This window comes from Sinomonas terricola (genome assembly GCF_034931225.1).
GTDB classification, from domain to species: Bacteria; Actinomycetota; Actinomycetes; order Actinomycetales; family Micrococcaceae; genus Sinomonas; species Sinomonas terricola.
The window spans coordinates 727,678-747,285 of the sequence record NZ_JAYGGQ010000001.1 but is presented as its reverse complement, the minus strand read 5'-3'; the positions used below and the strand labels follow the sequence as shown (position 1 = coordinate 747,285).

The 19,608-nt window shown below is 70.5% G+C and carries 18 protein-coding genes and 1 pseudogene; 16 read left to right on the top strand and 3 right to left on the bottom strand.

From position 1 onward, the window contains the following. Window positions 1-98: 98 nt before the first annotated feature. Window positions 99-218 (bottom strand): annotated as a pseudogene (locus tag SPF06_RS03670) (helix-turn-helix domain-containing protein); the annotation flags it as partial. A gap of 183 nt (window positions 219-401) precedes the next feature. Here SPF06_RS03670 and SPF06_RS03665 point away from each other — a divergent pair. The 6 genes from SPF06_RS03665 to SPF06_RS03640 all read left to right on the top strand — a co-directional run bounded on the left by SPF06_RS03665 (window position 402) and on the right by SPF06_RS03640 (window position 7,280). Continuing rightward, the gene (locus SPF06_RS03665; protein WP_323277562.1) at window positions 402-1,910 is read left to right on the top strand and encodes a mannitol dehydrogenase family protein; all 1,509 of its coding nucleotides are present in this window, start codon (window positions 402-404) and stop codon (window positions 1,908-1,910) included. After that, complete coding sequence (locus SPF06_RS03660) at window positions 1,907-2,911, top strand: zinc-binding dehydrogenase (RefSeq protein WP_323277561.1); 1,005 nt, start codon at window positions 1,907-1,909, stop codon at window positions 2,909-2,911. The genes SPF06_RS03665 and SPF06_RS03660 overlap by 4 nt, the downstream gene beginning before the upstream one ends. 47 nt (window positions 2,912-2,958) lie before the next feature. Next, window positions 2,959-4,350 carry an MFS transporter gene (locus tag SPF06_RS03655; protein ID WP_323277786.1) on the top strand — a complete coding sequence of 464 codons (1,392 nt, stop codon included), beginning with the start codon at window positions 2,959-2,961 and terminating at the stop codon, window positions 4,348-4,350. 74 nt (window positions 4,351-4,424) lie between these two features. After that, the gene (gene manD / locus SPF06_RS03650; protein WP_323277560.1) at window positions 4,425-5,666 is read left to right on the top strand and encodes a D-mannonate dehydratase ManD; all 1,242 of its coding nucleotides are present in this window, start codon (window positions 4,425-4,427) and stop codon (window positions 5,664-5,666) included. Further along, window positions 5,656-6,315 (top strand): bifunctional 4-hydroxy-2-oxoglutarate aldolase/2-dehydro-3-deoxy-phosphogluconate aldolase, encoded by a 660-nt coding sequence (locus tag SPF06_RS03645; protein ID WP_323277559.1) that lies wholly within the window; start codon window positions 5,656-5,658, stop codon window positions 6,313-6,315. The genes manD and SPF06_RS03645 overlap by 11 nt, the downstream gene beginning before the upstream one ends. Next, window positions 6,312-7,280, top strand: a complete 969-nt coding sequence (locus SPF06_RS03640; protein ID WP_323277558.1) for a sugar kinase — start codon at window positions 6,312-6,314, stop codon at window positions 7,278-7,280. The genes SPF06_RS03645 and SPF06_RS03640 overlap by 4 nt, the downstream gene beginning before the upstream one ends. Window positions 7,281-7,387: 107 nt before the next feature. Here SPF06_RS03640 and acs read toward each other — a convergent pair whose 3' ends face one another. Further along, window positions 7,388-9,367, bottom strand: coding sequence for an acetate--CoA ligase (acs, locus tag SPF06_RS03635; RefSeq protein WP_323277557.1), 1,980 nt, complete (start codon window positions 9,365-9,367; stop codon window positions 7,388-7,390). Between the two features lie 254 nt (window positions 9,368-9,621). On the opposite strand from acs, the gene SPF06_RS03630 reads away from it, so the two are divergent. Genes SPF06_RS03630 through SPF06_RS03620 form a run of 3 tightly spaced genes read left to right on the top strand, consistent with a single transcriptional unit; the run spans window position 9,622 to window position 12,649 of the window. After that, window positions 9,622-11,088 (top strand): hypothetical protein, encoded by a 1,467-nt coding sequence (locus tag SPF06_RS03630; protein WP_323277556.1) that lies wholly within the window; start codon window positions 9,622-9,624, stop codon window positions 11,086-11,088. Further along, window positions 11,085-11,975 carry an endonuclease III gene (gene nth / locus SPF06_RS03625; RefSeq protein WP_428985705.1) on the top strand — a complete coding sequence of 297 codons (891 nt, stop codon included), beginning with the start codon at window positions 11,085-11,087 and terminating at the stop codon, window positions 11,973-11,975. Before SPF06_RS03630 ends, nth begins: the two co-directional genes overlap by 4 nt. Continuing rightward, the gene (locus SPF06_RS03620) at window positions 11,972-12,649 is read left to right on the top strand and encodes an NUDIX hydrolase (protein ID WP_428985694.1); all 678 of its coding nucleotides are present in this window, start codon (window positions 11,972-11,974) and stop codon (window positions 12,647-12,649) included. Before nth ends, SPF06_RS03620 begins: the two co-directional genes overlap by 4 nt. 8 nt (window positions 12,650-12,657) lie before the next feature. On the opposite strand, the gene SPF06_RS03615 is transcribed toward SPF06_RS03620, so the two are convergent. Next, the gene (locus SPF06_RS03615; protein WP_428985693.1) at window positions 12,658-14,334 is read right to left on the bottom strand and encodes a bifunctional 3'-5' exonuclease/DNA polymerase; all 1,677 of its coding nucleotides are present in this window, start codon (window positions 14,332-14,334) and stop codon (window positions 12,658-12,660) included. 115 nt (window positions 14,335-14,449) lie between these two features. Here SPF06_RS03615 and ssd point away from each other — a divergent pair, with 115 nt between their 5' ends. The 7 genes from ssd (at window position 14,450) to SPF06_RS03580 (ending at window position 19,574) form a co-directional block, all read left to right on the top strand. Next, window positions 14,450-15,607: a septum site-determining protein Ssd gene (gene ssd / locus SPF06_RS03610; protein WP_323277554.1), complete on the top strand. Its 1,158-nt coding sequence runs from the start codon at window positions 14,450-14,452 to the stop codon at window positions 15,605-15,607. Continuing rightward, complete coding sequence (locus SPF06_RS03605; protein ID WP_323277553.1) at window positions 15,604-16,782, top strand: TadA family conjugal transfer-associated ATPase; 1,179 nt, start codon at window positions 15,604-15,606, stop codon at window positions 16,780-16,782. The genes ssd and SPF06_RS03605 overlap by 4 nt, the downstream gene beginning before the upstream one ends. Continuing rightward, window positions 16,779-17,525, top strand: a complete 747-nt coding sequence (locus tag SPF06_RS03600) for a type II secretion system F family protein (RefSeq protein ID WP_323277551.1) — start codon at window positions 16,779-16,781, stop codon at window positions 17,523-17,525. The genes SPF06_RS03605 and SPF06_RS03600 overlap by 4 nt, the downstream gene beginning before the upstream one ends. A 248-nt stretch (window positions 17,526-17,773) precedes the next feature. Then, entirely contained in the window at window positions 17,774-18,175 is a 402-nt protein-coding gene (locus SPF06_RS03595; protein WP_323277550.1) for a type II secretion system F family protein, read from the top strand. A 171-nt stretch (window positions 18,176-18,346) separates the two neighbouring features. After that, the gene (locus SPF06_RS03590) at window positions 18,347-18,778 is read left to right on the top strand and encodes a DUF4244 domain-containing protein (protein WP_428985692.1); all 432 of its coding nucleotides are present in this window, start codon (window positions 18,347-18,349) and stop codon (window positions 18,776-18,778) included. Then, entirely contained in the window at window positions 18,778-19,224 is a 447-nt protein-coding gene (locus SPF06_RS03585) for a TadE family type IV pilus minor pilin (protein WP_323277549.1), read from the top strand. The genes SPF06_RS03590 and SPF06_RS03585 overlap by 1 nt, the downstream gene beginning before the upstream one ends. Then, on the top strand, window positions 19,221-19,574 hold the full coding sequence (locus tag SPF06_RS03580) for an Rv3654c family TadE-like protein (RefSeq protein WP_323277548.1): 354 nt from the start codon (window positions 19,221-19,223) through the stop codon (window positions 19,572-19,574). The genes SPF06_RS03585 and SPF06_RS03580 overlap by 4 nt, the downstream gene beginning before the upstream one ends. The last annotated feature ends 34 nt before the right edge of the window (window positions 19,575-19,608 follow it).

Sequence of the window (19,608 nt, the reverse complement as noted above, 5' to 3'; positions counted from 1 at the left end):
AGGATCGGCTTTGCGCCCAAGCGGTAGCGCTGGCCCGCATCCTGATCCACAAAGCCGCGGTGCATGAGCGCCTGCAACAGGCGGTGTGCGGATGCCTTGTTCAGGCCGCTGATCCTGACCACGTCGCGCAGCGCGCAGCCGTCTGGCCCGGCATCGGCAAGGAGCTCGAGAAGCGCCAGCGCCTTGTCGACGCTTCCGACGGGCGACGTGGCCGACATATCCGATGTCGAGTCCACAGGCCTCCGATCCGCTTTCAGTGCAAGGTGAGCACGTTCAGGCTCCCACAAGGCTTGGCAAGCACCAAGTCACCTGGTACTTTGGTTCGAGTCGCGATACGATCGGTTCATAATACGGAACATATCGTACGCCCCCTTCCACCGCCACCAAATCCCCGGAGCGTGATGATGCGTCGACTCGGCCGCGAAAACATCCCATCTGGCGTGCTCATCGGTGCCGGGGCGCCCGAGGATGCGGGAATCGTTCACCTCGGACTCGGCAACTTCCACCGCGCCCACGCTGCTGTCTATACGGCCTTGGCCCTGGCCCATCAGGAGGGCCCGTGGGGAATTCATGGCTTCGCGAATCGCTCTCGGGCGGTCGTAGACGCGATGCGGGCCCAAGACGGCATGTACAGCGTGCTCGAACTCTCCGAGCATGGTCGGAAGGCCGGCGTCGTGGATGTCCACCGTGGTCTGGACGTGCTCAGCCAGAATCCGGAGGCATTCATTGCGTCCGTCGCGCACCCTGGTGCCAGGATCCTGACGCTCACGGTCAGCGAGGTGGGGTACTGCCGTTCATCCCGGACGGGTACCTTGGACGTCGATCTGCCGGATGTCGCGCACGACGTGGCCGACCCCCACCATCCCCGGAGCACCGTGGGCCTCATCGCGAGAGGCCTTGCCGTCCGAGCGGCTCAGGGGGAGCCGTTCACGGTGCTCTCGTGCGACAACCTCAGCTCGAACGGCGCGGCTACCCGCACTGTTCTGACGGAGTTCTTGGGAAGGAGCGGAGCTTCCGACGACGTGCTCTCGTACGTCCGAGAGAAGGTCTCATTCCCCAATTCCATGGTTGACCGGATCGTTCCGGCCACCGTGCCGTCCACCATCGCGGACGTCAGGGACCTGCTCGGTCTCGTGGATGATGCGCCGGTGCCCGCTGAAGAGTTCAGCATGTGGGTTCTCGAAGACGACTTCGCTGCCGGCCGACCCTCGTGGGAACAAGCGGGGGCGATCCTCAGCGATGAAGTGGAAGCCTACGAACTCGTCAAGCTTCGCCTGCTGAACGGGTCCCATTCGCTCATTGCCTATCTCGGTGCTCTCTGCGGTGAGGAGACGATCGCGGGCGCATGGGGCCGGGGATTCATCCGGGAGGCCGTCGACGTGGCTGTCCACGCGGACTACCTGCCCAGCATTGGGCTGCCGCGTGGGTTCGACGTCGCCGGATATCTCGCACGGCTTTCTCATCGCTGGAGCAACGCGCCCCTCGGCCACAAGACGCAGCAGGTCGGCACTGACGGGTCGGTCAAGCTGCTGCAGCGGGTGCCGGAACCCGCCCTTCTCGCCCTCGCCGAGGGGCGCGTCCCGCATCTGCTCGCGCTGACGATCGCGGCCTGGATCTGCTGCGTGGCGCCGCCTGCCGGCTTTGCCCCGGGTCCGTTCGCAGATGCGATGCGTGAACCGGCGAGGGAACGTCTGGCAGAGATCACGGAGGGAAAGACCTCGCCACGGGAGAACGCCCGGGCCATCCTCGCGGGCGGATTCTTCCCCGATGAGCTGGTGCGGTTCCCCGAATTCACCACCCGCATCGAGGAGCTCGTCGACACCATCGTCCGGCATGGCGCGCCGGCCGCTGCCAGCGATGCCGTGGCGGCATCGATGCCGACCCCACAGACCACGGAGGCGAAGCCATGAAAGCCCTTGTCATCCACGCCGCGGGGGACATCCGCTGGGAAGATCGCGACATCCCCGTTCCGGGTCCGGGGGAGGTCCGCCTCCGTGTCCGCTATGTCGGAATCTGCGGCTCGGACCTGCACTACTATTTCCACGGCGCCAACGGGCAATATGTACTCCAGCAGCCTTTCACCCCGGGGCATGAGCTTTCCGCCGTCGTCGACCTGGACCCGTCTGGCAAGCTGGCCCCGGGCACGCAGGTGACCGTCCACCCAGCACGTTACGGCCCCGCCATGCCGGGGCTTGAGCACCATCCCCACCTGCGCCCGGGCGGAGACTATCTCGGCAGCGCCGCCACGATGCCACACCGGCAGGGTGCCGCCGCGGAATTCCTGGTTGTCGCAGACCACATGGTGCGCGTGCTCCCCGCGGCATTGCCCCTCGACCGCGCGGCACTTGCCGAGCCGCTCGCCGTCGCCATCCATGCGGTGACGCTCGCGGGCGGGCTCGAGGGGAAAGACGTGTTCGTGGCGGGCTGCGGCCCGATCGGACTCCTCGTCGTTGCCGCGGCAAAACGCGCCGGGGCCGCCTCGATCGCCGTGAGCGACCTCAGCGTTGAACCCCTCGACCGTGCGGCCGCGCTCGGCGCCCGAAGGCTTCTGATCAGCGGACGGGACGCGATCGACGACGAATCGTGCGACGTCGTCTTCGAATGCTCGGGTGCCGCGCCCTCCCTGACGCAAGCAGTCCGCACTGTGCGGCGCACTGGCACGATCGTGCAGGTCGGCATGCTCCCGAACTCGGAGATCCGCGTCAACCTTGCGCCGCTGCTCGCCAAGGAGGTCACGATCCGGGGAGCATTCCGCTTTGCCGAGGAACTCGACGACGCGATCGCCTATCTCGCCGAGTCTCCCGAGCTGGATGGCGTGGTCTCCCATGTGGTCGCCGCGGCCGACGCGGCGGAGGCGTTCTCGCTCGCCCGTAACTCGGCGGCCTCGGCAAAGGTGCTCCTGGCCCTCTGAATTTCACCCACCCAACTGCTCGCACCTACGAAGGAGTACGCATGAGCATGTCTGACCGCCTGGGCGCACCAGGCACCGCAACACCCACCGCAACGAGGTCCGTCGGTGACCTCGTTCGGGCTGCGGTCTCCGGCTGGCTCGGGACCGCCCTCGAGTTCATGGATTTCCAGCTGTACTCGCTCGCTGCGGCTCTCGTCTTCAACAAGGTGTTCTTCTCGTCCAACGATCCGGCGATGGCGGTGGTCCTTGCGATGGCCACCTACGGTGTCGGCTACGTGGCACGCCCTCTGGGCGCGGCGTTCTTCGCGCGCATCGGAGACAGGCTTGGCCGCAAGCAGGTGCTCTTCTACACCATCCTCCTCATGGGAGCAGCGACGACGCTCATCGGCGTGCTCCCGACGTCGGATCAGGTGGGCATCCTCGCGCCCATCCTGCTCGTCGTCCTCCGCCTGGCCCAGGGCTTCGGGGCCGGCGCCGAGATCTCCGGCGCCGGCGTCATGCTCTCCGAATACGCCCCCGCCAACCGCCGCGGCATCATCGCCTCGCTCGTGGCCCTCGGCACCAATTGCGGAACGCTTTTCGCCTCTGGCGTCTGGGCCCTCCTGCTGGGAGTCATCGTGGAAGGCGACGTGGTGGCCTGGGGGTGGCGCCTCCCGTTCATCGGCAGCGCGCTCATCATGGTCTTCGCGCTGTGGGTTCGCTTCAACCTCAAGGAAAGCCCGGTGTTCGAGCAGCGCACCGACGTCGTCGACGGCCGCGCGCTCTCTCGCGAGGAGATGATTGCCAACGCCACGGAGTCAGGGGATACCCGGACCCTCGAAGCCGCGCACCGGAAGCCGGTCAAGGCAGTGGCGGTGTCCTTCCTCCTGCGATTCGGGCAGGCCGGGAACTCTGGGATGATCCAGACCTACCTCATCTCGTTCATCACCGTCACCCTCGCCATGAACAAGGCCCTCGGCCCAGAAATCGTCCTCGTCTCCTCCCTCATCGGCTTCCTCACCATTCCGCTCGTCGGATACCTTGGAGATCGCTTCGGACGGCGGCGCATGTACATCGTGATGAGCTCTCTGTCGCTGCTCCTCATCGTGCCGACACTGCTCGCGATCACGTCGAAGGAGGCCAGCGGGGTCTTCGTCGGCTACGCGATCGTCCACAACATCTCGGTGCTCGGCCTCGCGTCGCTCGAGAACATTTCCCTCCCGGAGATCTTCGGGGCCCGGAACCGCTACACCCTGACCGCGATCGTCCGCGAGATCGCGGCCGTCATCGCCACGGGCATCGCGCCCATCGTTGCTGCGGCGTGGGTGGCTGCGACGACCGGCAGCGCCATCCCGATCATTGCCCTCTTGGGCATCTTCACCCTGTGCGCCCTCGTCGCGGCGGTCTGGGCCCCCGAGTGGACGGGCCGTGACCTGACAGATCCGCGCTCGGCCATGTGAGCACCGACCCGGAGACCCACGCCCCGCGGGCCCGGTCTTGGACTGGGCCCCGCAGCATACGAAAGTAGGAAGCCATGACCATCAAAACCGTCAGCGTCAACATCACGAGTCCCGGACGGAACTTCGTGACGCTCAAGATCGTCACCTCTGACGGGCTCGTGGGCTGGGGCGATGCGACGTTGAACGGCCGGGAGCTTTCGGTGGCCTCCTACCTGCGCGACCACCTCGCCTCGACGCTTGTGGGCCGTGACGAGGACCGGATCGAGGACACCTGGCAGTATCTGTACAGGGGCGCCTACTGGCGGCGCGGCCCCGTGACCATGGCGGCGATCGCCGCCGTGGACATGGCCCTGTGGGACATCAAGGCCAAGAAGGCCGGGGTTCCGCTGTACCAGCTGCTGGGTGGCGCCAGCCGCGACGGCATCCGTGCGTACGCGCACGCTTCCGGAACCGACTACGCGGCGCTCAAGGATGCAATTGCGGGGTATCAGGAAGCGGGCTTCACCGCGGTCCGGGTCCAGACGGGTGTGCCCGGGCTCGGGCAGATCTACGGCGTCTCGTCGTCGGGACCCGGGGCTCGGTATGACTACGAGCCCGCCAAACGGGCCGCGGACGGCTCAGCCGCAACGGCTCCTTCGTCGGAGACCTGGGACACGAACGCGTACCTCTCCCACATGCCGGGCATCTTCTCGCGGATTCGGGAGGATTTCGGCACGGACCTGAGGATCCTGCACGACGGGCACCACCGGATGACTCCCGCTGAGGCCGCCCGCTTCGCCAAGGACATCGAACCGTACGGCCTTTTCTGGCTCGAGGACTGCACGCCCGGCGAAGATCAGACGGCGCTCCGCCTGGTCCGCCAGCATTCGACCACGCCGCTGGCCATCGGCGAGGTGTTCAATTCGGTCTACGACTACCAGACCCTGATCACCGAACGCCTTATCGACTACGTGCGTTCGGCGGTCACCCACACCGGTGGCATCACTGCGATGAAGAAGCTGCTCGACTTCGCGGCGATCTACGGAATCAAGTCCGGCATCCACGGGCCGACGGACATCTCGCCGATCGGCATGGCAGCCGCGTTGCACCTCGACCTCGCGATCCACAACTTCGGAATCCAGGAGTACATGCCGCATAACAAACAGACCCTCGAGGTGTTCCGCACCTCGTTCACGTTCGACAAGGGCTTCCTGCATCCCGGAGAGACCCCGGGGCTGGGCGTCGAACTCGACGAAGAAGCCGCGGGCGCCTTCGACTACATGACCGCTTATCTGCCCGTGAACCGCCTGACTGATGGGACTGTCCATGACTGGTGATGTCGTCATCCAGCGCGTCGCTCTGCCGTCCCGCACGGCAAGCGCGCGCCTCATCGTGGTGGTCCGAGCCCCGGACGCCGCGGCTTACGCCCCCGTGCTCGACGTCCTTGTCGACGCGGGGATCCAGAGCCTCGAACTCACCCTTTCCACGCCGGGAACGCTCGAGGCCCTCCCGCAGCTCCGTGAGCGGTACGACGGCGTCGCCGACGTTGGCGTGGGCACGGTCACCGATGCGGACCAGCTCACGGCGGCGATCGATTCCGGGGCGCGGTACATCGTCACACCCATCACGTCTGCGGAACTCGTCACGCAGTCGACCGGCGCTGGGGTGCCGATCGTTCCCGGTGGCTTCACCCCCACGGAACTCTTCACGTCGTGGGCGGCTGGAGCCTCCGCCGTGAAGGTCTTCCCCGCTGGTCGGCTCGGTCCGGGTTACGCGGCCGACCTCAGAGGCCCGTTCCCGGACCTCGAATTCGTTCCTTCGGGCGGCGTCGATCTTGAGAGTGCGGACGCCTGGCTGCGGGCGGGGGCCGTCGCGGTCAGCGTCGGCGGCCCCCTCCTCGGGGACGCCTTCGCGGGTGGGGACGCGCAGGCCCTCCGACGTCGCGCCGAGGCCTTCGTCGCCCTCTGCCGGCGGGAACCGGCATGATCGATCATGGAGCACGCCGGCCGCGTGTCGTCACCCTGGGGGAGACGATGGCGCTCGCGCGGACGGTTGAGACGGGTTCGCTGCGGCACGTGAGCTCGCTGGCGCTCGGCATCGGCGGGGCTGAGAGCAATGTGGCGATTGCCCTGAGCCGCCTGGGGGTCGACGTGTCATGGCTCGGCCGGGTGGGAGACGATCCTCTCGGCGAACGGGTACTGCGGGAGATCCGTGCCGAGGGCGTTGAGGTGCTCGGGATCGTCGACCCCGATGCTCCCACCGGCCTCATGCTGAAAGAGCGCGCGACGGCGAGCGCCACGTCCGTCTACTACTACCGCAGCGCTTCGGCCGGGTCGAGGCTCTCGCCGGGAGATCTGCCCGACGGCTGGGTCGAAGGCGCGGCGATCCTCCACATCTGCGGCATCACGGCACTGGTCTCAGAGTCCGGACATGCCGCTCTCACCGCCGCGATCGACCGAGCGAAAGCGGCCGGGGTGCTCGTCAGCTTCGACGTGAACTTCCGGTCGTCGCTCGCCTCGGCTGGGGATGCCGCCCCGGTGCTCCGGGGACTCGCCGAGCAGGCCGACATCGTCTTCGGCGGGCCGGAGGAGGCCGCGCTCCTCGGCTGCGGCGAGTCCCCCGAGGACATCGCGGAGCAGCTCCGTGGATCCGGGGTCTCGGAGCTCGTCCTGAAGCAGGGCGCTCTCGGCGCCACTGCCTTCACGGGAAGCGGGGCCGAAGAGTCACCCGGCTTCCTCGTGCAGGCCGTGGACACGGTTGGCGCCGGCGACGCGTTCGTCGCGGGCTACCTCAGCGCGTATCTGGAGGGACGGACCGTCGCCGAGCGGCTCGTGCGGGCCAACGCCTGCGGGGCCATCGCGTGCACGAGCCCGGGCGACTGGGAGGCGAACCCCACGCTGCGCGATCTCAAGAGATTCATCGCTCCGGCGGGTGACCCGGTGAACCGCTGACCCCGTGAACCGCTGCTCGTGCATGAAAGGCCACAAGTCGCGGCGGAAATAGCCTCAAAAGGCTCGATTTCCGCCGCGACTTGTGGCGTTTGCGACGTTGCTCCGGGCTACTTCCGCAGGTCCGCGGCGATCTGCTGCATGACGGACGGATCGGCGAGGGTCGTCGCGTCGCCCGGGTCGCGGCCCTCGGCGACGTCCTTGAGGAGCCGGCGCATGATCTTGCCCGAGCGGGTCTTCGGGAGCTCCGGCACCACGAGCACGTGCTTCGGCTTCGCGATCGGGCCGATCTCCTTGCCGACATGGGCCCGCAGCACCGCGGAGGCGTCCTCGGCGGCGTTCTCCCCGGTAGGGATCTCCGCCTCGCTGCGAAGGATCACGAACGCGACCACTGCCTGGCCCGTCGTCGCGTCCGCCGCCCCCACGACCGCGGCCTCGGCCACCCATTCGTGGGAGACGAGCGCGGACTCGATCTCGGTGGTCGAGAGGCGGTGGCCCGAGACGTTCATGACGTCGTCGACGCGCCCGAGGAGCCAGATGTCGCCGTCGTCGTCCTTCTTGGCGCCGTCGCCCGCGAAGTACTCGCCCTCGAAGCGCGACCAGTATGTGTCCCTGTACCGCTCGGGGTCGCCCCAGATGGTGCGCAGCATCGCGGGCCACGGCTCGCGGAGCACGAGGAAGCCGCCGTGCCCGTTCGGCACCGACTTGCCGGAATCGTCGACGACGTCCACCACGATGCCCGGGAGGGCGACCTGCGCGGAGCCGGGCTTGGTCGCCGTGACCCCGGGGAGCGGGGCGATCATGATCGCGCCGGTCTCGGTCTGCCACCACGTGTCGACGATCGGCGCGCGGCCGCCACCGATCACTTCGCGGTACCACATCCACGCCTCGGGGTTGATGGGCTCGCCCACGGAGCCAAGGAGGCGGATGCTTGAGAGGTCGTACTTCGCGGGGATGTCGGAGCCCCACTTCATCATGGTGCGGATCGCGGTCGGGGCGGTGTAGAGGATCGAGACCTTGTACTTCTCGACGAGCTCCCACCAGCGGCCCTGATGCGGCGTGTCCGGCGTGCCCTCGTACATGACCTGGGTCGCCCCGTTGATGAGCGGCGCGTAGGTGATGTACGAGTGGCCCGTCACCCAGCCGATGTCCGCCGTGCACCAATAGACGTCCGTCTCGGGCTTGAGGTCGAATACAACCGAATGCGTATACGCGGCCTGCGTGAGGTAGCCGCCCGTCGTGTGGAGGATGCCCTTGGGCTTCCCCGTGGTGCCGGAGGTGTAGAGGATGAAGAGCGGGTGCTCGGAGTCATGGCCGACGGCGGTGTGCTCAGGAGAGGCGGCCTCCATGACGTCGGTCCAGTGCAGGTCGCGCGCTTCGGTCCACGCGACATCCTGCCCGTTGCGGCGGACGACGACGACGTGCTCGACCGTGTGCCCCGGCTCGGCAAGGGCCTCGTCCACGGCGGGCTTGAGCGAGCTCGGCTTGCCGCGGCGGTACGTGCCGTCGGCCGTGACGACGAGCTTGGCCTGGGCGTCGTCGATCCGCGAGCGGAGGGCGTCCGCGGAGAAGCCGCCGAAGACCACCGAGTGGACCGCGCCGATGCGCGCGCACGCGAGCATCGTCACAACGGCCTCGGGAATCATGGGCAGGTACACGGCCACACGGTCGCCTTTGCGGACGCCGAGGGCCTCGAACGCGTTCGCCGCGCGCTTGACCCGCTCCGTGAGGTCGGCGTACGTGATGGTCTCGGTATCCCCGGGCTCTCCCTCGAAGTGGATCGCGACGCGGTCGCCGAGACCGTTCTCGACGTGCCGGTCAAGGGCGTTGTACGCCGCGTTGACCTCGCCGCCCACGAACCACTTCGTGAACGGGGCCTGGGACCAGTCGAGGGTCTCCGAGAAGTCCTTCGACCACGTGAGGCGCGTGCGGGCCTGCTCGGCCCAGAACGCGAGACGGTCCGCGGCGGCGCTCGCGTAGATGTCCTCGTGCACGTTGGCGGCCGCCGCGAACTCAGGCGACGGCGGGAAGCGGCGCTCCTCGCGAAGGAGGTTCTCGAAAGCGTCTCCGTTGACGGTTTGCTGGGACATGAACGTCCTTTCGGCTCGATCGGGTCGCGGTTCCAGCCCATGCGTCGGCCCGGCGGGAACCCGCGCGGGCGGGGCCCAGATGGCGAGTCCGGACACAGGTGGCTGCCTCACGTCCACACTAGTCCCTCCCCAGTAGCGAGGGAGTTGCGTGGGTCACATTCATTCTGGGCCCGCACTTGCCTGCTGCTTCCCCGCTAGGTGGTGCACAGGCGATGTGGCTAGGCTGAACTGCAAGGACGACCGAAGGAGCAGTCATGTCTGATTCGCGTCTTGGTCCCGCCCGCGCCGAGAGCGCGGCGCCGGGGCCTGGGAACGAACCCCCCAAACAGCCGGTGAATCAGGCCGTTCTGGGCCCGTTCACGGTGCGCGACCTCGCGGTCTTCGCGGGCGTTCTCGTGACGTTCATCGGCTCGCTCCTGCCGATGATGATCCTCAACACTCCGTACGGCTATCCGAACCTGTGGAATGCGGCTGGCCTGTACTACCTCGGCATCGGGGTCCTCGTCCCGCTCGCGCTGGCCGGGCTCTTCGTGTGGCGTCGGCTCGCACCCGCGGCATCGATCCGGATCGGGTCGCTCTCGCTCGACCAATTCGCCTCCGTCGTCGCGGTCCTCTCGGCCACGTTCTTCTTCCTGCTGGCCGTGACCACAGCCAGCCTCGGCGGGATCATCGGCTTCCTCGGCGGCGCAATCCTTGTCGCCGCGACGGTCTTCGCACGCTTCATCCCGGCCCTCGCCGGCGACTTCGAGGGCCGCGCCGAGGTGCCGGCGCACGTCGTCGCGCGCGACGCCGTCGCCCCCGTCCCGAAGCCCAAGCCGCAGCCGGCCGCGGCCTCGCAGGCCCAACCGGGCCACCCCCAGCCGTCCGCAGCGCAGCCGGTATCCCCCCAGACGAGCGCTGCGGGGGCTCCGTGGGCGGGTTCCTTCGAGCACGACGACGCCGGAGCCCGCGAGGGCGGGGACGGCACCCCGGCGTTCGGCGCGGGGGTCTCCGCGGCCGGGGCCGCTGCCGCTGCGGCCGGCTTCGCCGGGGCGACGGCGGCCGGCGCGGGCGTCGCGGCGATCGCCGCGGGCGCGCTGGCCGCGGGCGAGGGCGGGACGCGCCCAGAGGAAGCCGAGCAGGCCGAGCACACCGACGCGGTGGGAACCCCTTTCGAGGCGGACGAGACACCCGCGGAGGAACCCCAGGCGCTCGTGCCTGGCTTCGAGCCCGAACCTGACGTGACCAGCACAGCCGAGCCGGAGATGACCAGTGCAGCCGAGTCGGACGCGCGCGCAGCCCTTGCAGAGCCGGACGTGACGAGCGCAGCAGAGCCGGCCACCGCCGTCGTCATCCCCGGAGACGCCGACGGCGAGGCCTACGGCGCTCCGGGCCCGGAATCGCCCGCCGGGGCCGACTTCGGCCACACGCGCCTCATGCCCGCGGCCGCAGCCACGGCCCCGGAGAGCCGCGAGCCCGAGGCGAGCGCCGCCGTCGACCGCTCCGCCGGCCTCGAGGCGACCCAGCGGGACGAAGAGCCCGAGCCTGCCTACGACGCGTTCTGGTTCGCCGTGAGCGAGTCGCGCACGGCAGTCGACCCGCAGAGCGGCCTGCCCGTCTTCACGCTCGACCCAGGGCAGTGGATCCTCGCGCTCCAAGACCGCGGCAGCGAATTCCTTGTCCAGAGCCAGGACGGGAGGGTCGGCGTGCTGCGCGACCTCTCGGGAATCGAGCGGGGCTGACCAGCCTCGCCGGTGCTGCGCGCCAGCCCGCGCGTCGCCGGCTCACGGCGGACGAGTCGCCGCTCGCGCTCAAGCGCCGCGCCCGCAAGATCGATCGGATCCTCGCCGAGTTCTACCCGTACGCGCACGCCGAGCTCGACTTCCGCAGCCCGTTCGAGCTCCTCGTCGCGACCGTGCTCTCCGCGCAGACCACCGACGTGCGCGTCAACCAGGTCACGCCGGTCCTGTTCGCGAAGTACCCCGACGCCCGCGCCCTGAGCGAGGCCGAGCCGGAGGAGATCGAGGAGATCATCAAGCCCACCGGCTTCTTCCGGGCGAAGGCCCGCAGCCTGCACGTGCTGTCGCAGCGGATTGTCGACGACTTCGACGGCGTCGTGCCGGGACGGCTCGAGGATCTCGTCACGCTGCCGGGTGTCGGGCGAAAGACGGCGAACGTGGTGCTCGGCAACGCCTTCGGGGTGCCGGGGATCACGGTCGACACGCACTTCGGGCGCCTCGCCAAGCGCTTCGGCTGGACGGCGTCCGAGGACCCGGTCAAGGTCGAGCAGGACGTCATGGAGCTCTTCCCGCCGGGCGACTGGACGATGCTCTCCCATCACGTCGTCTTCCACGGCCGGCGCGTCTGCCACGCCCGGAAGCCCGCATGCGGCGCGTGTCCGGTCGCGGCGCTGTGCCCTTCGTTCGGCGACGGCGAGACGGACCCCGAGAAGGCGCGCAGGCTCCTCAAGTACGAACTGGCCCCCGGTCAGGAGGACCTGCGCGCCGAGATGATCGAGAACGTCCACCGCGCGGCCGAGATCCGCATGCGCACCCAGCGCGCGGCCGCGGCGCAGAACACGGCCGCCGACGCAGCGCGGAACGGCGGGGCGGGGAAGGACCGGGCGTGAGCGCCCGGGCGCAGCTCGAATCGCTCGCCGCGGGCATCCGTTCGGGCGAGGTCGACCCGTTCGACCCCCGCTGGCACCCCAAGGTCGTGGGGAACAAGGCCCGTGAAGCCGCCGTGCTCGTGCTCTTCGGCGTGCTCGACGACGTCCCGGCTGCCTCCGACCGCCCGCTCGCGCCCGCCGACCTCGACGTGCTCCTCCTCGAGCGTGCCCAGACGCTCGGCTCCCACCCGGGGCAGGTCGCGTTCCCGGGCGGAAGCCGCGACCCGGAGGACGCGAGCCTCGTCGACTGTGCCCTCCGCGAGGCGGTCGAGGAGACGGGACTCGACCCCACGGGCGTCGACGTCCTCGCCGAGCTGCCCGCCCTCGGGCTCGGGGCGAGCGGCTTCCTCGTGACGCCCGTCCTCGCGTGGTGGGCGGCGCCGTCGCCCGTCGACGTCGTCGACTTCGCCGAGTCCGCGCAGGTGTTCCGCACCCCCATCCGCGATCTGCTCGACCCGGCCAACCGCGTCACGGGCGTGCTCAAGCGCCGCGGCGTCACATTCACGAGCCCCGCGTTTGAGGTCAACGGCGTGCTCGTGTGGGGGTTCACGGCGATGGTCCTCGACGCGCTCCTCGACGGCCTCGGCTGGTCCGTGCCGTGGGACCGCGACCGGAAGCATTACATCTCGCCCTGAGCCTGCCGCTATTTCGCCTGATCGTAGGAGTCGACGACGGCGATGCTCACCGGGAATTCGACCGGTGCGCTGCCGAAGAGGAGGCGGCGCGCGGCCGCGGCGGCCTCCCGGATCGCGTCGGCACACGCCTCCGCGGCCGGTTCCTCCGCGTGCACCATGACCTCGTCGTGCAAAAAATACACGAGTTCTCCGTGAAGTCCGCGCCCGGCGAGGCGGCGCAGGCGCAGCCGAAGCTCGGCCATCCAGCACTCGGCCCACTCGGCCGCCGTCCCCTGGACCACGAAGTTGCGCGTGAACCGCCCCCGGTCGCGCGCGGCGGCGTCGGCCCGGCGCTGCTCTTCCGCCGTCGTCGACTGCTGGAGGCGCTGCCAGCGCTCCGAGGGGCGCGGCGAGCTGCGCCCGAGGTGGGTCGTCACGGTGAGGCCGCGCTCGCCGTCGCGCGCCGCCTGCTCGACGTACGCGACGGCGCGCGGGTAGAGCTTGGCGAGCTGGGGCATGAGACGGCCGGACTCGCCCGTCGTCGCCCCGTAGATGGCGCCCAGGAGCGCGACCTTCGCCTTCGCGCGGTCGCCGCCGAAGCCCGCTGCGGCGATGCGTGCGTAGAGGTCGGCGTCCTGAGCGGCGGCCGCCATCTCGTCGTCCCGGGCGAGGGCGGCCAGGACGCGCGGTTCGAGCTGGGAGGCGTCCGCGACGACGAGCTTGTGGCCCGGGAGCGCGCGGGCTGCCGCGCGGACCTGCTTCGGAATCTGCAGGGCCCCGCCTCCGCGTGACGCCCATCGTCCTGTCACCACGCCCGCCACGACGTACTCGGGCCGGAAGCGGCCATCGCGCACCCAGGCGTCGAGCCAGGCCCAACCGTTCGCGGCGAGGAGGCGCGCGAGCTTCTTGTACTCGAGGAGCGGCTGGATCGCGGGATGCGTGAACTCGCGGAGCTCCCACGCGCGCGTCGTACGGGCCTCGATGCCTGCCCGGTGGAGCGCCCTCATGAGCTCCTGCGGCGAATCCGGGTTGAGCCGTGGGGCGCCGAGGTGTTCGCGGAGCTCGTTCGCCTTCTCCTCGAGGAGCGCCGGGCGTTCGAGGCCGCGCGGGCGCGGGCCGAGCTGTTCGGCGAGGAGCGATTCGTGGGTCGTGGAGTCCCACGGGATCCCCGCCGCCTGCATCTCCGCCGCGACGAGGGCCCCCGCCGAGTCGGCGGCGCAGAGGAGGCGCAGGCGCCCGGGCTGGGTCGCCCCGGCGATGGCCGCGAGCTGGGCCTTGAGTTCGTATTCGAGCTTGTCGGCGTCGGGACCGTGGTCCGGAGTGTCCTCGAACAGGGAGCCCTGGCCTTCGGGCGCCGGGAGCTGGGGGAGGGAGCCGCCTGGCTCGGTCGGCTCGCTGCGCGGCGCGAACGTGCTTGTGTAGTGGGTCGCGGCCGCGAACGCCGAGCCTTCGAGCGCAGCCCCGCACAGCGCGAGGTCGTGGCAGCGTTCGAGGCGGACCCCCGCCGCGAGGAACCCGGGGTACCAGTCGGCCGCGCGCCGCCACACCCAGCGAGGGCGTTCTTCTCTCTCGATGCGCTCTGCCTCGCGGGCGAGCTCGGGCCGCGCGGCCGTCATGTCCGGGCCGATCCGGTGGCCCCGCGCGTCGAGCCGACGGAGGACGACGCTCCCGTCCGGAGCGGGGGCGAGGATGACGTGCACCCCCATATTCTCGCGTGACCTGCGGACAGGATTTGTCCTCCACACAGTTCGGTGAGGAGTGTCGTCCACATGGGCGCTCCTGGCCGCGCGGCGTGTCCTTCCTGGCGGGCAGGGTTGGGGCATGGGCAACGAACGGGACTCCTCAGGGCATCGGGACGGGGCGTGGCTGCCGGACGAGTCGCCTGTCCTCTGCGTCACGGCCGACGGCGAGCTGCTTGAGGAGTGCGCGCGCGTGGCGGCCGTGGCCGGCGTGCGGCTTGAAGCGGTCTCGAGCTTTGCCGCGGCGGGGCGCGCCGTGGGCGGTCCGCTCCTCCTGGGCGCCGATATCGGCGACGTCCCACCCCGCAGGCCCGTCGACACCGTCCTCGTGGGAAGAGCGCCCGGGCGCGAGCTCCTGTGGAGGCGCGCCGCCGACCTCGGCGTCGAACACGTCGCCGAACTGCCCGATGCCGCCGGATGGCTCGTGGACTTCCTCGGCAGGAGACAGCCCCATGCGAGCGAGGGAGTGGTCCTCGGCGTCATCGGCGGCTGCGGCGGCGCCGGGGCGAGTACGACGGCGGTGCTGCTCGCCGGCGCGGCTTCGGCGCGGGGGAGAACGACCGTCCTCGTCGACGGCGACCGCATGGGCGGCGGACTCGAGCTCTGGCTCTCCGATGAGCGGCCGTCGGGGGTTTCGTGGCCCGATCTCGCGACCGCGAGCGGGACGATCAACCCCTCCGAGCTCGACGCCTCGCTTCCGCGCGTCGGCGGCCTCGCGACCCTCTCGTGGCCCGTGGCGCCGTCGCCCGCCCCAAATCTCCCCTCTGCTGCGGCCGCGGGGGTCCTCGACGCAGCGCGGAGGGCTTTCGAGCTGGTTGTCGTCGACGTGGGGCGGGGCCGAGAGGCCATTGAGGACTTCGCGTGGGCCAGCGATCGGCTGCTCATCGTGGTGCCAGGTCGGCTCGGCTCGGCGCTCGCGGCCGCCCACCTCCTGCAGGAGCTTCCGCCGGTCTCGACGGCCGTCGTCGCGCGGGGGCGCATGGCGGACGGGGTCGACGCCGAACGGCTCGCGGCGACGGTCGGCGCGCCGCTCGCCGCACACGTTCCGGAGCTGCGGGGGGTCGCCGCCGCGGCCGAGGCCGGGAGGCTCCTCGACCATGCGCGGCGGCGGGCCGTGAGGCGCATGGCGGACGAGGTGCTCGATGGCCTCGCCGCCAGTGCTGACGGGGAGCGTGAGGGCTGGGGGATGCCCGGTGCTCGCACCAGGCGCGTCCCGCGAGATCTCGTGGAGGTGCGATGAGGTCCGCGCGGCTCGTCGACGCCGAGCTCCTCGACACCGTCCGCCAACGGGTCCTGTCGGAGCCCGGGCCGGTCACGCCAGCCCGCATCGCGGCGGCCGTCCACGAGAGCGGGCGGCTCCTCGGGACCGCGGGAACGCTTGCGGCTGTCGAAGCGATCACCGCGGAACTGAGCGGACTCGGGCCGCTTCAGGCGCTCGCGAAGGACCCATCGGTGACGGACATCTTCGTCAATGGCCCGGAGGACGTGTGGCTCGACCGCGGGAACGGGCTCGAACCGGCGGGAGTGCGCTTCGGCTCGGAGGAGGCGATCCGGGCACTGGCGGTGCGCCTCGTGGCTGCCGGCGGGCGGCGCCTCGACGACAGCAGCCCGTGCGTCGACGTCCGGCTCGCTGGCGGCTACCGCGTCCATGCCGTGCTGCCGCCGGTCTCGGCGAACGGGCCGCTCATCTCCGTGCGCATCCGGAGAGAGCGCGTGTTCGGGCTCGATGAGCTCGAACGCTCGCGGATGGTGCTCGCCGAGCAGCGGTCGGTACTCGAGGCCCTCGTCGCGCAGAGGACCAGCTATCTCGTGAGCGGGGCGACCGGATCCGGGAAGACGACGTTTCTGAGTACGCTGCTCGGCCTCTCCGCTCCCTCCGAACGGCTCGTCCTCGTCGAGGATGCCGCGGAGCTGAATCCGGAGCACGGCCACGTTGTGGGCCTCGAGGTCCGGCACGGAAACGTCGAGGGAACCGGCGGCGTCGACCTCGCCGAGCTCGTGCGGCAGGCCCTCCGCATGCGGCCGGACCGCCTCATCGTCGGCGAATGCCGAGGAGCGGAGGTGCGCGAGCTCCTCGCGGCCCTCAATACCGGGCACTCGGGCGCCGGCACGATCCACGCGAACTCAGCGGAGTCGGTCGCGGCACGGCTCGCCGCGCTGGGTGCCCTCGCGGGGCTCTCGCCCGAGGCGTTGGCCCTTCAGTCCGCGCATGCCCTAGGCGTTGTGCTGCACCTCGAACGGACGCGATCCGGCCGGCGGTTGGTGACGATCGCTGCCGCCGTCGAGCGCGGCGGCCGATTGCACATCGAGCCTGCCCTCGTGCGAGATGGCGAGACGGACCGGCTTGATCGTGGCCCCGGGTGGCCCGTGCTCGCGGGGAGGCTTGCAGGCGCATGGGGGGAGGATCGGCCATGATCGGCGCCGCCGCCGTCTTCAGCCTGCTCTGGGCCGGGGTCCTTCTCCTGGCCCCACGGCGCAGGGAAGGCTGGGTCCGCGAGTCACTCGGCCGGAGTGCCGCGGCTCCCCGGGGCCTTCTTCGATTCCTGCCGAGGGAGAGGATGGCGGCTCGTGAGTCCTCGGCCGGGCTCCACGAGGCCTCGCTCATGGTGGCCCAGCTTGCTGCGCTCTTGCGTGCAGGACGGACGCCCGAGCAGCTGTGGAGCCAGGCCGCGACGAGCGCCCCTCCCTTCTTCGCCGCCGTCCTCGGGGCAGCCGCGCGCGCGGCATCGCTCGGTGCGCCGGTCTCCCCGGCGATCCGGGACTCGGCGACGGCTGGCGATGCGCCACGGAGTCGCGGCGGCATTGCCCACGATCGTGTTGTCCTTTGGCTTGAGGTGGCTGCGTGCATCGAAGCGGCGGAAGATTCGGGCTGTCCGCTCGCGGGGGTTTTCGACAGGCTTTCGGCCCAGCTTGAGGCCGACGCGGACGCGGCCGCGGCGCGGTCGACCGCCCTCGCGGGCCCCAAGGCCACGACGCAGATCTTGAGCGTTCTTCCCGTGATCGGCCTCGTCCTCGGGACGCTCATCGGGGCCGATCCGCTCAAGATCCTGCTCGGAACGCCCCTCGGACTCGCGTGCCTCGCTGCGGGCGCGGTGCTCACCGTCCTCGGGCGGTCGTGGTCGTCTCGGCTTGTGGCAGCAGCGGCGGTGGCCCGGTGACTCTATTGGGGGCTCTTGCTGCTGGCGCTGCGGTCTTCTCCGCGTGGTGGCTTGCGTGGGGATCGCCGAGGAGGACGTTTCCGGACGCGGGATCGGCCGTTTGGCGGAGGACAGGCCCTCTGTCCCGCGGGCGGCAGGGGACGCGGGGCGGCGCGGCTTCTGATGGTGTCCTCGGTGCCATAGAGCTCCGTGCTGCCGGGCGTCGTGGTGCTGCCGATTCGCGCGCCGGGGCCCTGCGCGCCGCGCTCGTGCTCGAACTCGTGGCCGCCATGCTCGATGCCGGATTGTCCGTGCAGCGGGCCTTGGGGATTGCCGCTCGCGTGTCGGGGTGCGGCGAGGGCCCTGTGGGCCGAGCTGCCGCTGCCCTCGACCTCGGAGTGCCATGGGAACAGGCATGGCCCCGCGAGGGGCTCGACGATGACGCGTCTGAGATCCAGGCCTCCCTTCAGTTCGCAGCGGCGACGGGGGCGCCCTCGGCTCAGCTCATCTCCGCCCGGGCTCGGCTGCTCCGGCGTGCACGCCACCGTGAACTCGAGCGGAGGGCCGCGGCCCTCGGGGTGAGGCTCGTCGTTCCGCTCGGCGCCTGTTCGCTGCCCGCCTTCCTGTGCCTCGGCGTTGTGCCCGTGCTCATCTCGATGATGCCTGGATGAGGCGACGCCGATGCCCTCACACGCGATGCGCGCACCACACGCTTCCGCCGGAACCCGGCGGGGACGGCACCGGAACGACCGGTACCGGACAACGAAGGGGGAAACATGACAGCACCGACAAGATTGGCACCGACCAGAACGGCACCGACCAGAACGGCACCGACTAGGACCTTGGGCCGGTCCGAGGACGCCGCGACGGAAGGGATGCCGGGCCAGCATCCACGTGGCCAGGATCCAGCTCTCGCTGGAGGGCTTGGGTCTCTGGCAGCGGAAGGCTCACTGTTCACGGACGTCGTCGAGCTCTATCCGGGAGCGTGCTCGGCGCCCGCGGTGCGGCAGCCTGGAGAGCTCGTGCGGCCTTCTCCCGGCGACGACGACCTAGAGGACGGCTTCGAGGGCAGCCATGTTCGTATGCCACGACCTCGCGGAGCCCGCGGCGCTCGAAGGGTTCTCCAGGGCCAGCTTGGGATGGCGACGGCCGAATACGCGATCGCGACGCTAGCGGCCGTGGCCTTCGCGGGGCTGCTCGTCGTCATCATGCGCAGCGACGAGGTGCGCGGGTTCCTCATGAACATCGTCCGCTCGGCGCTGGCCATTCCGTGATGCGGCCTGCGGCCGGCCTGCACCGCTTCGGCCATGGCAGGGTGCAGCCCGGCCGCCTCCGGCGCCTCAGGCCGACGTTGCGTTGCGGGTCCTCGGCGGCATCGGCCGAGGCGCGCGGGGCCGTGACGGCCGAGTTCGCCGTGGGCATTCCGGCGGTGATCGTCCTCCTGGGGGTACTACTCACCGTGGTGGCCGCAGGGGTCACCCAGCTTCGTGCCGAGGAAGCGGTGCGCGCGGCCGCGCGCGAGCTCGCGCGGGGTGAACCACCGGACGTGGTAGCGGCCACGGCCAGGCGCGTGGCGGGCGACGACGCGGCGCCTGACGTGGCGGCCGAGGGCGGCTCGGTGGTGGTCCGTATTCGGCTTCCCGTTCCCGGTCCGCTGGCGATGGCGGCCGGAATCGTCGCCGAGGCGCGCGCGGCCCTTCCCCTCGAGGCGGGTCGGTGAGTCGGCGCGATCGCGAGCGAGGGGCCGGGACAATCCTCGCGCTCGGCCTCGTGCTCGTCGTGCTCGTCGTGTGCGGCGCTGCTGTCCTCGTGTCTCAAGGGCTGGCGGCGGCGGCGAGGTCCGCGCGCGTCGCGGACCTCGCCGCGCTTGCGGCCGCCGATGCCGAGAGGGGCCTCGTGCCGGGCGGCACGTGTCCGAGAGCCATCGCGGTTGCGCGGCTCAACGGGGCCGCACTCGTTTCGTGCGAGGTCGAAAGCCCGGGCAGGATCGTCCGCGTCATCGTGACGATTCCCGCTCCCGCGGGTCTGGGCGTCGCCGAGGGCCGCGCCCGAGCGGGGAGCCCGCCGTGAGACGGCCCTCGATAGGTCGGGCACGTTCATTCGC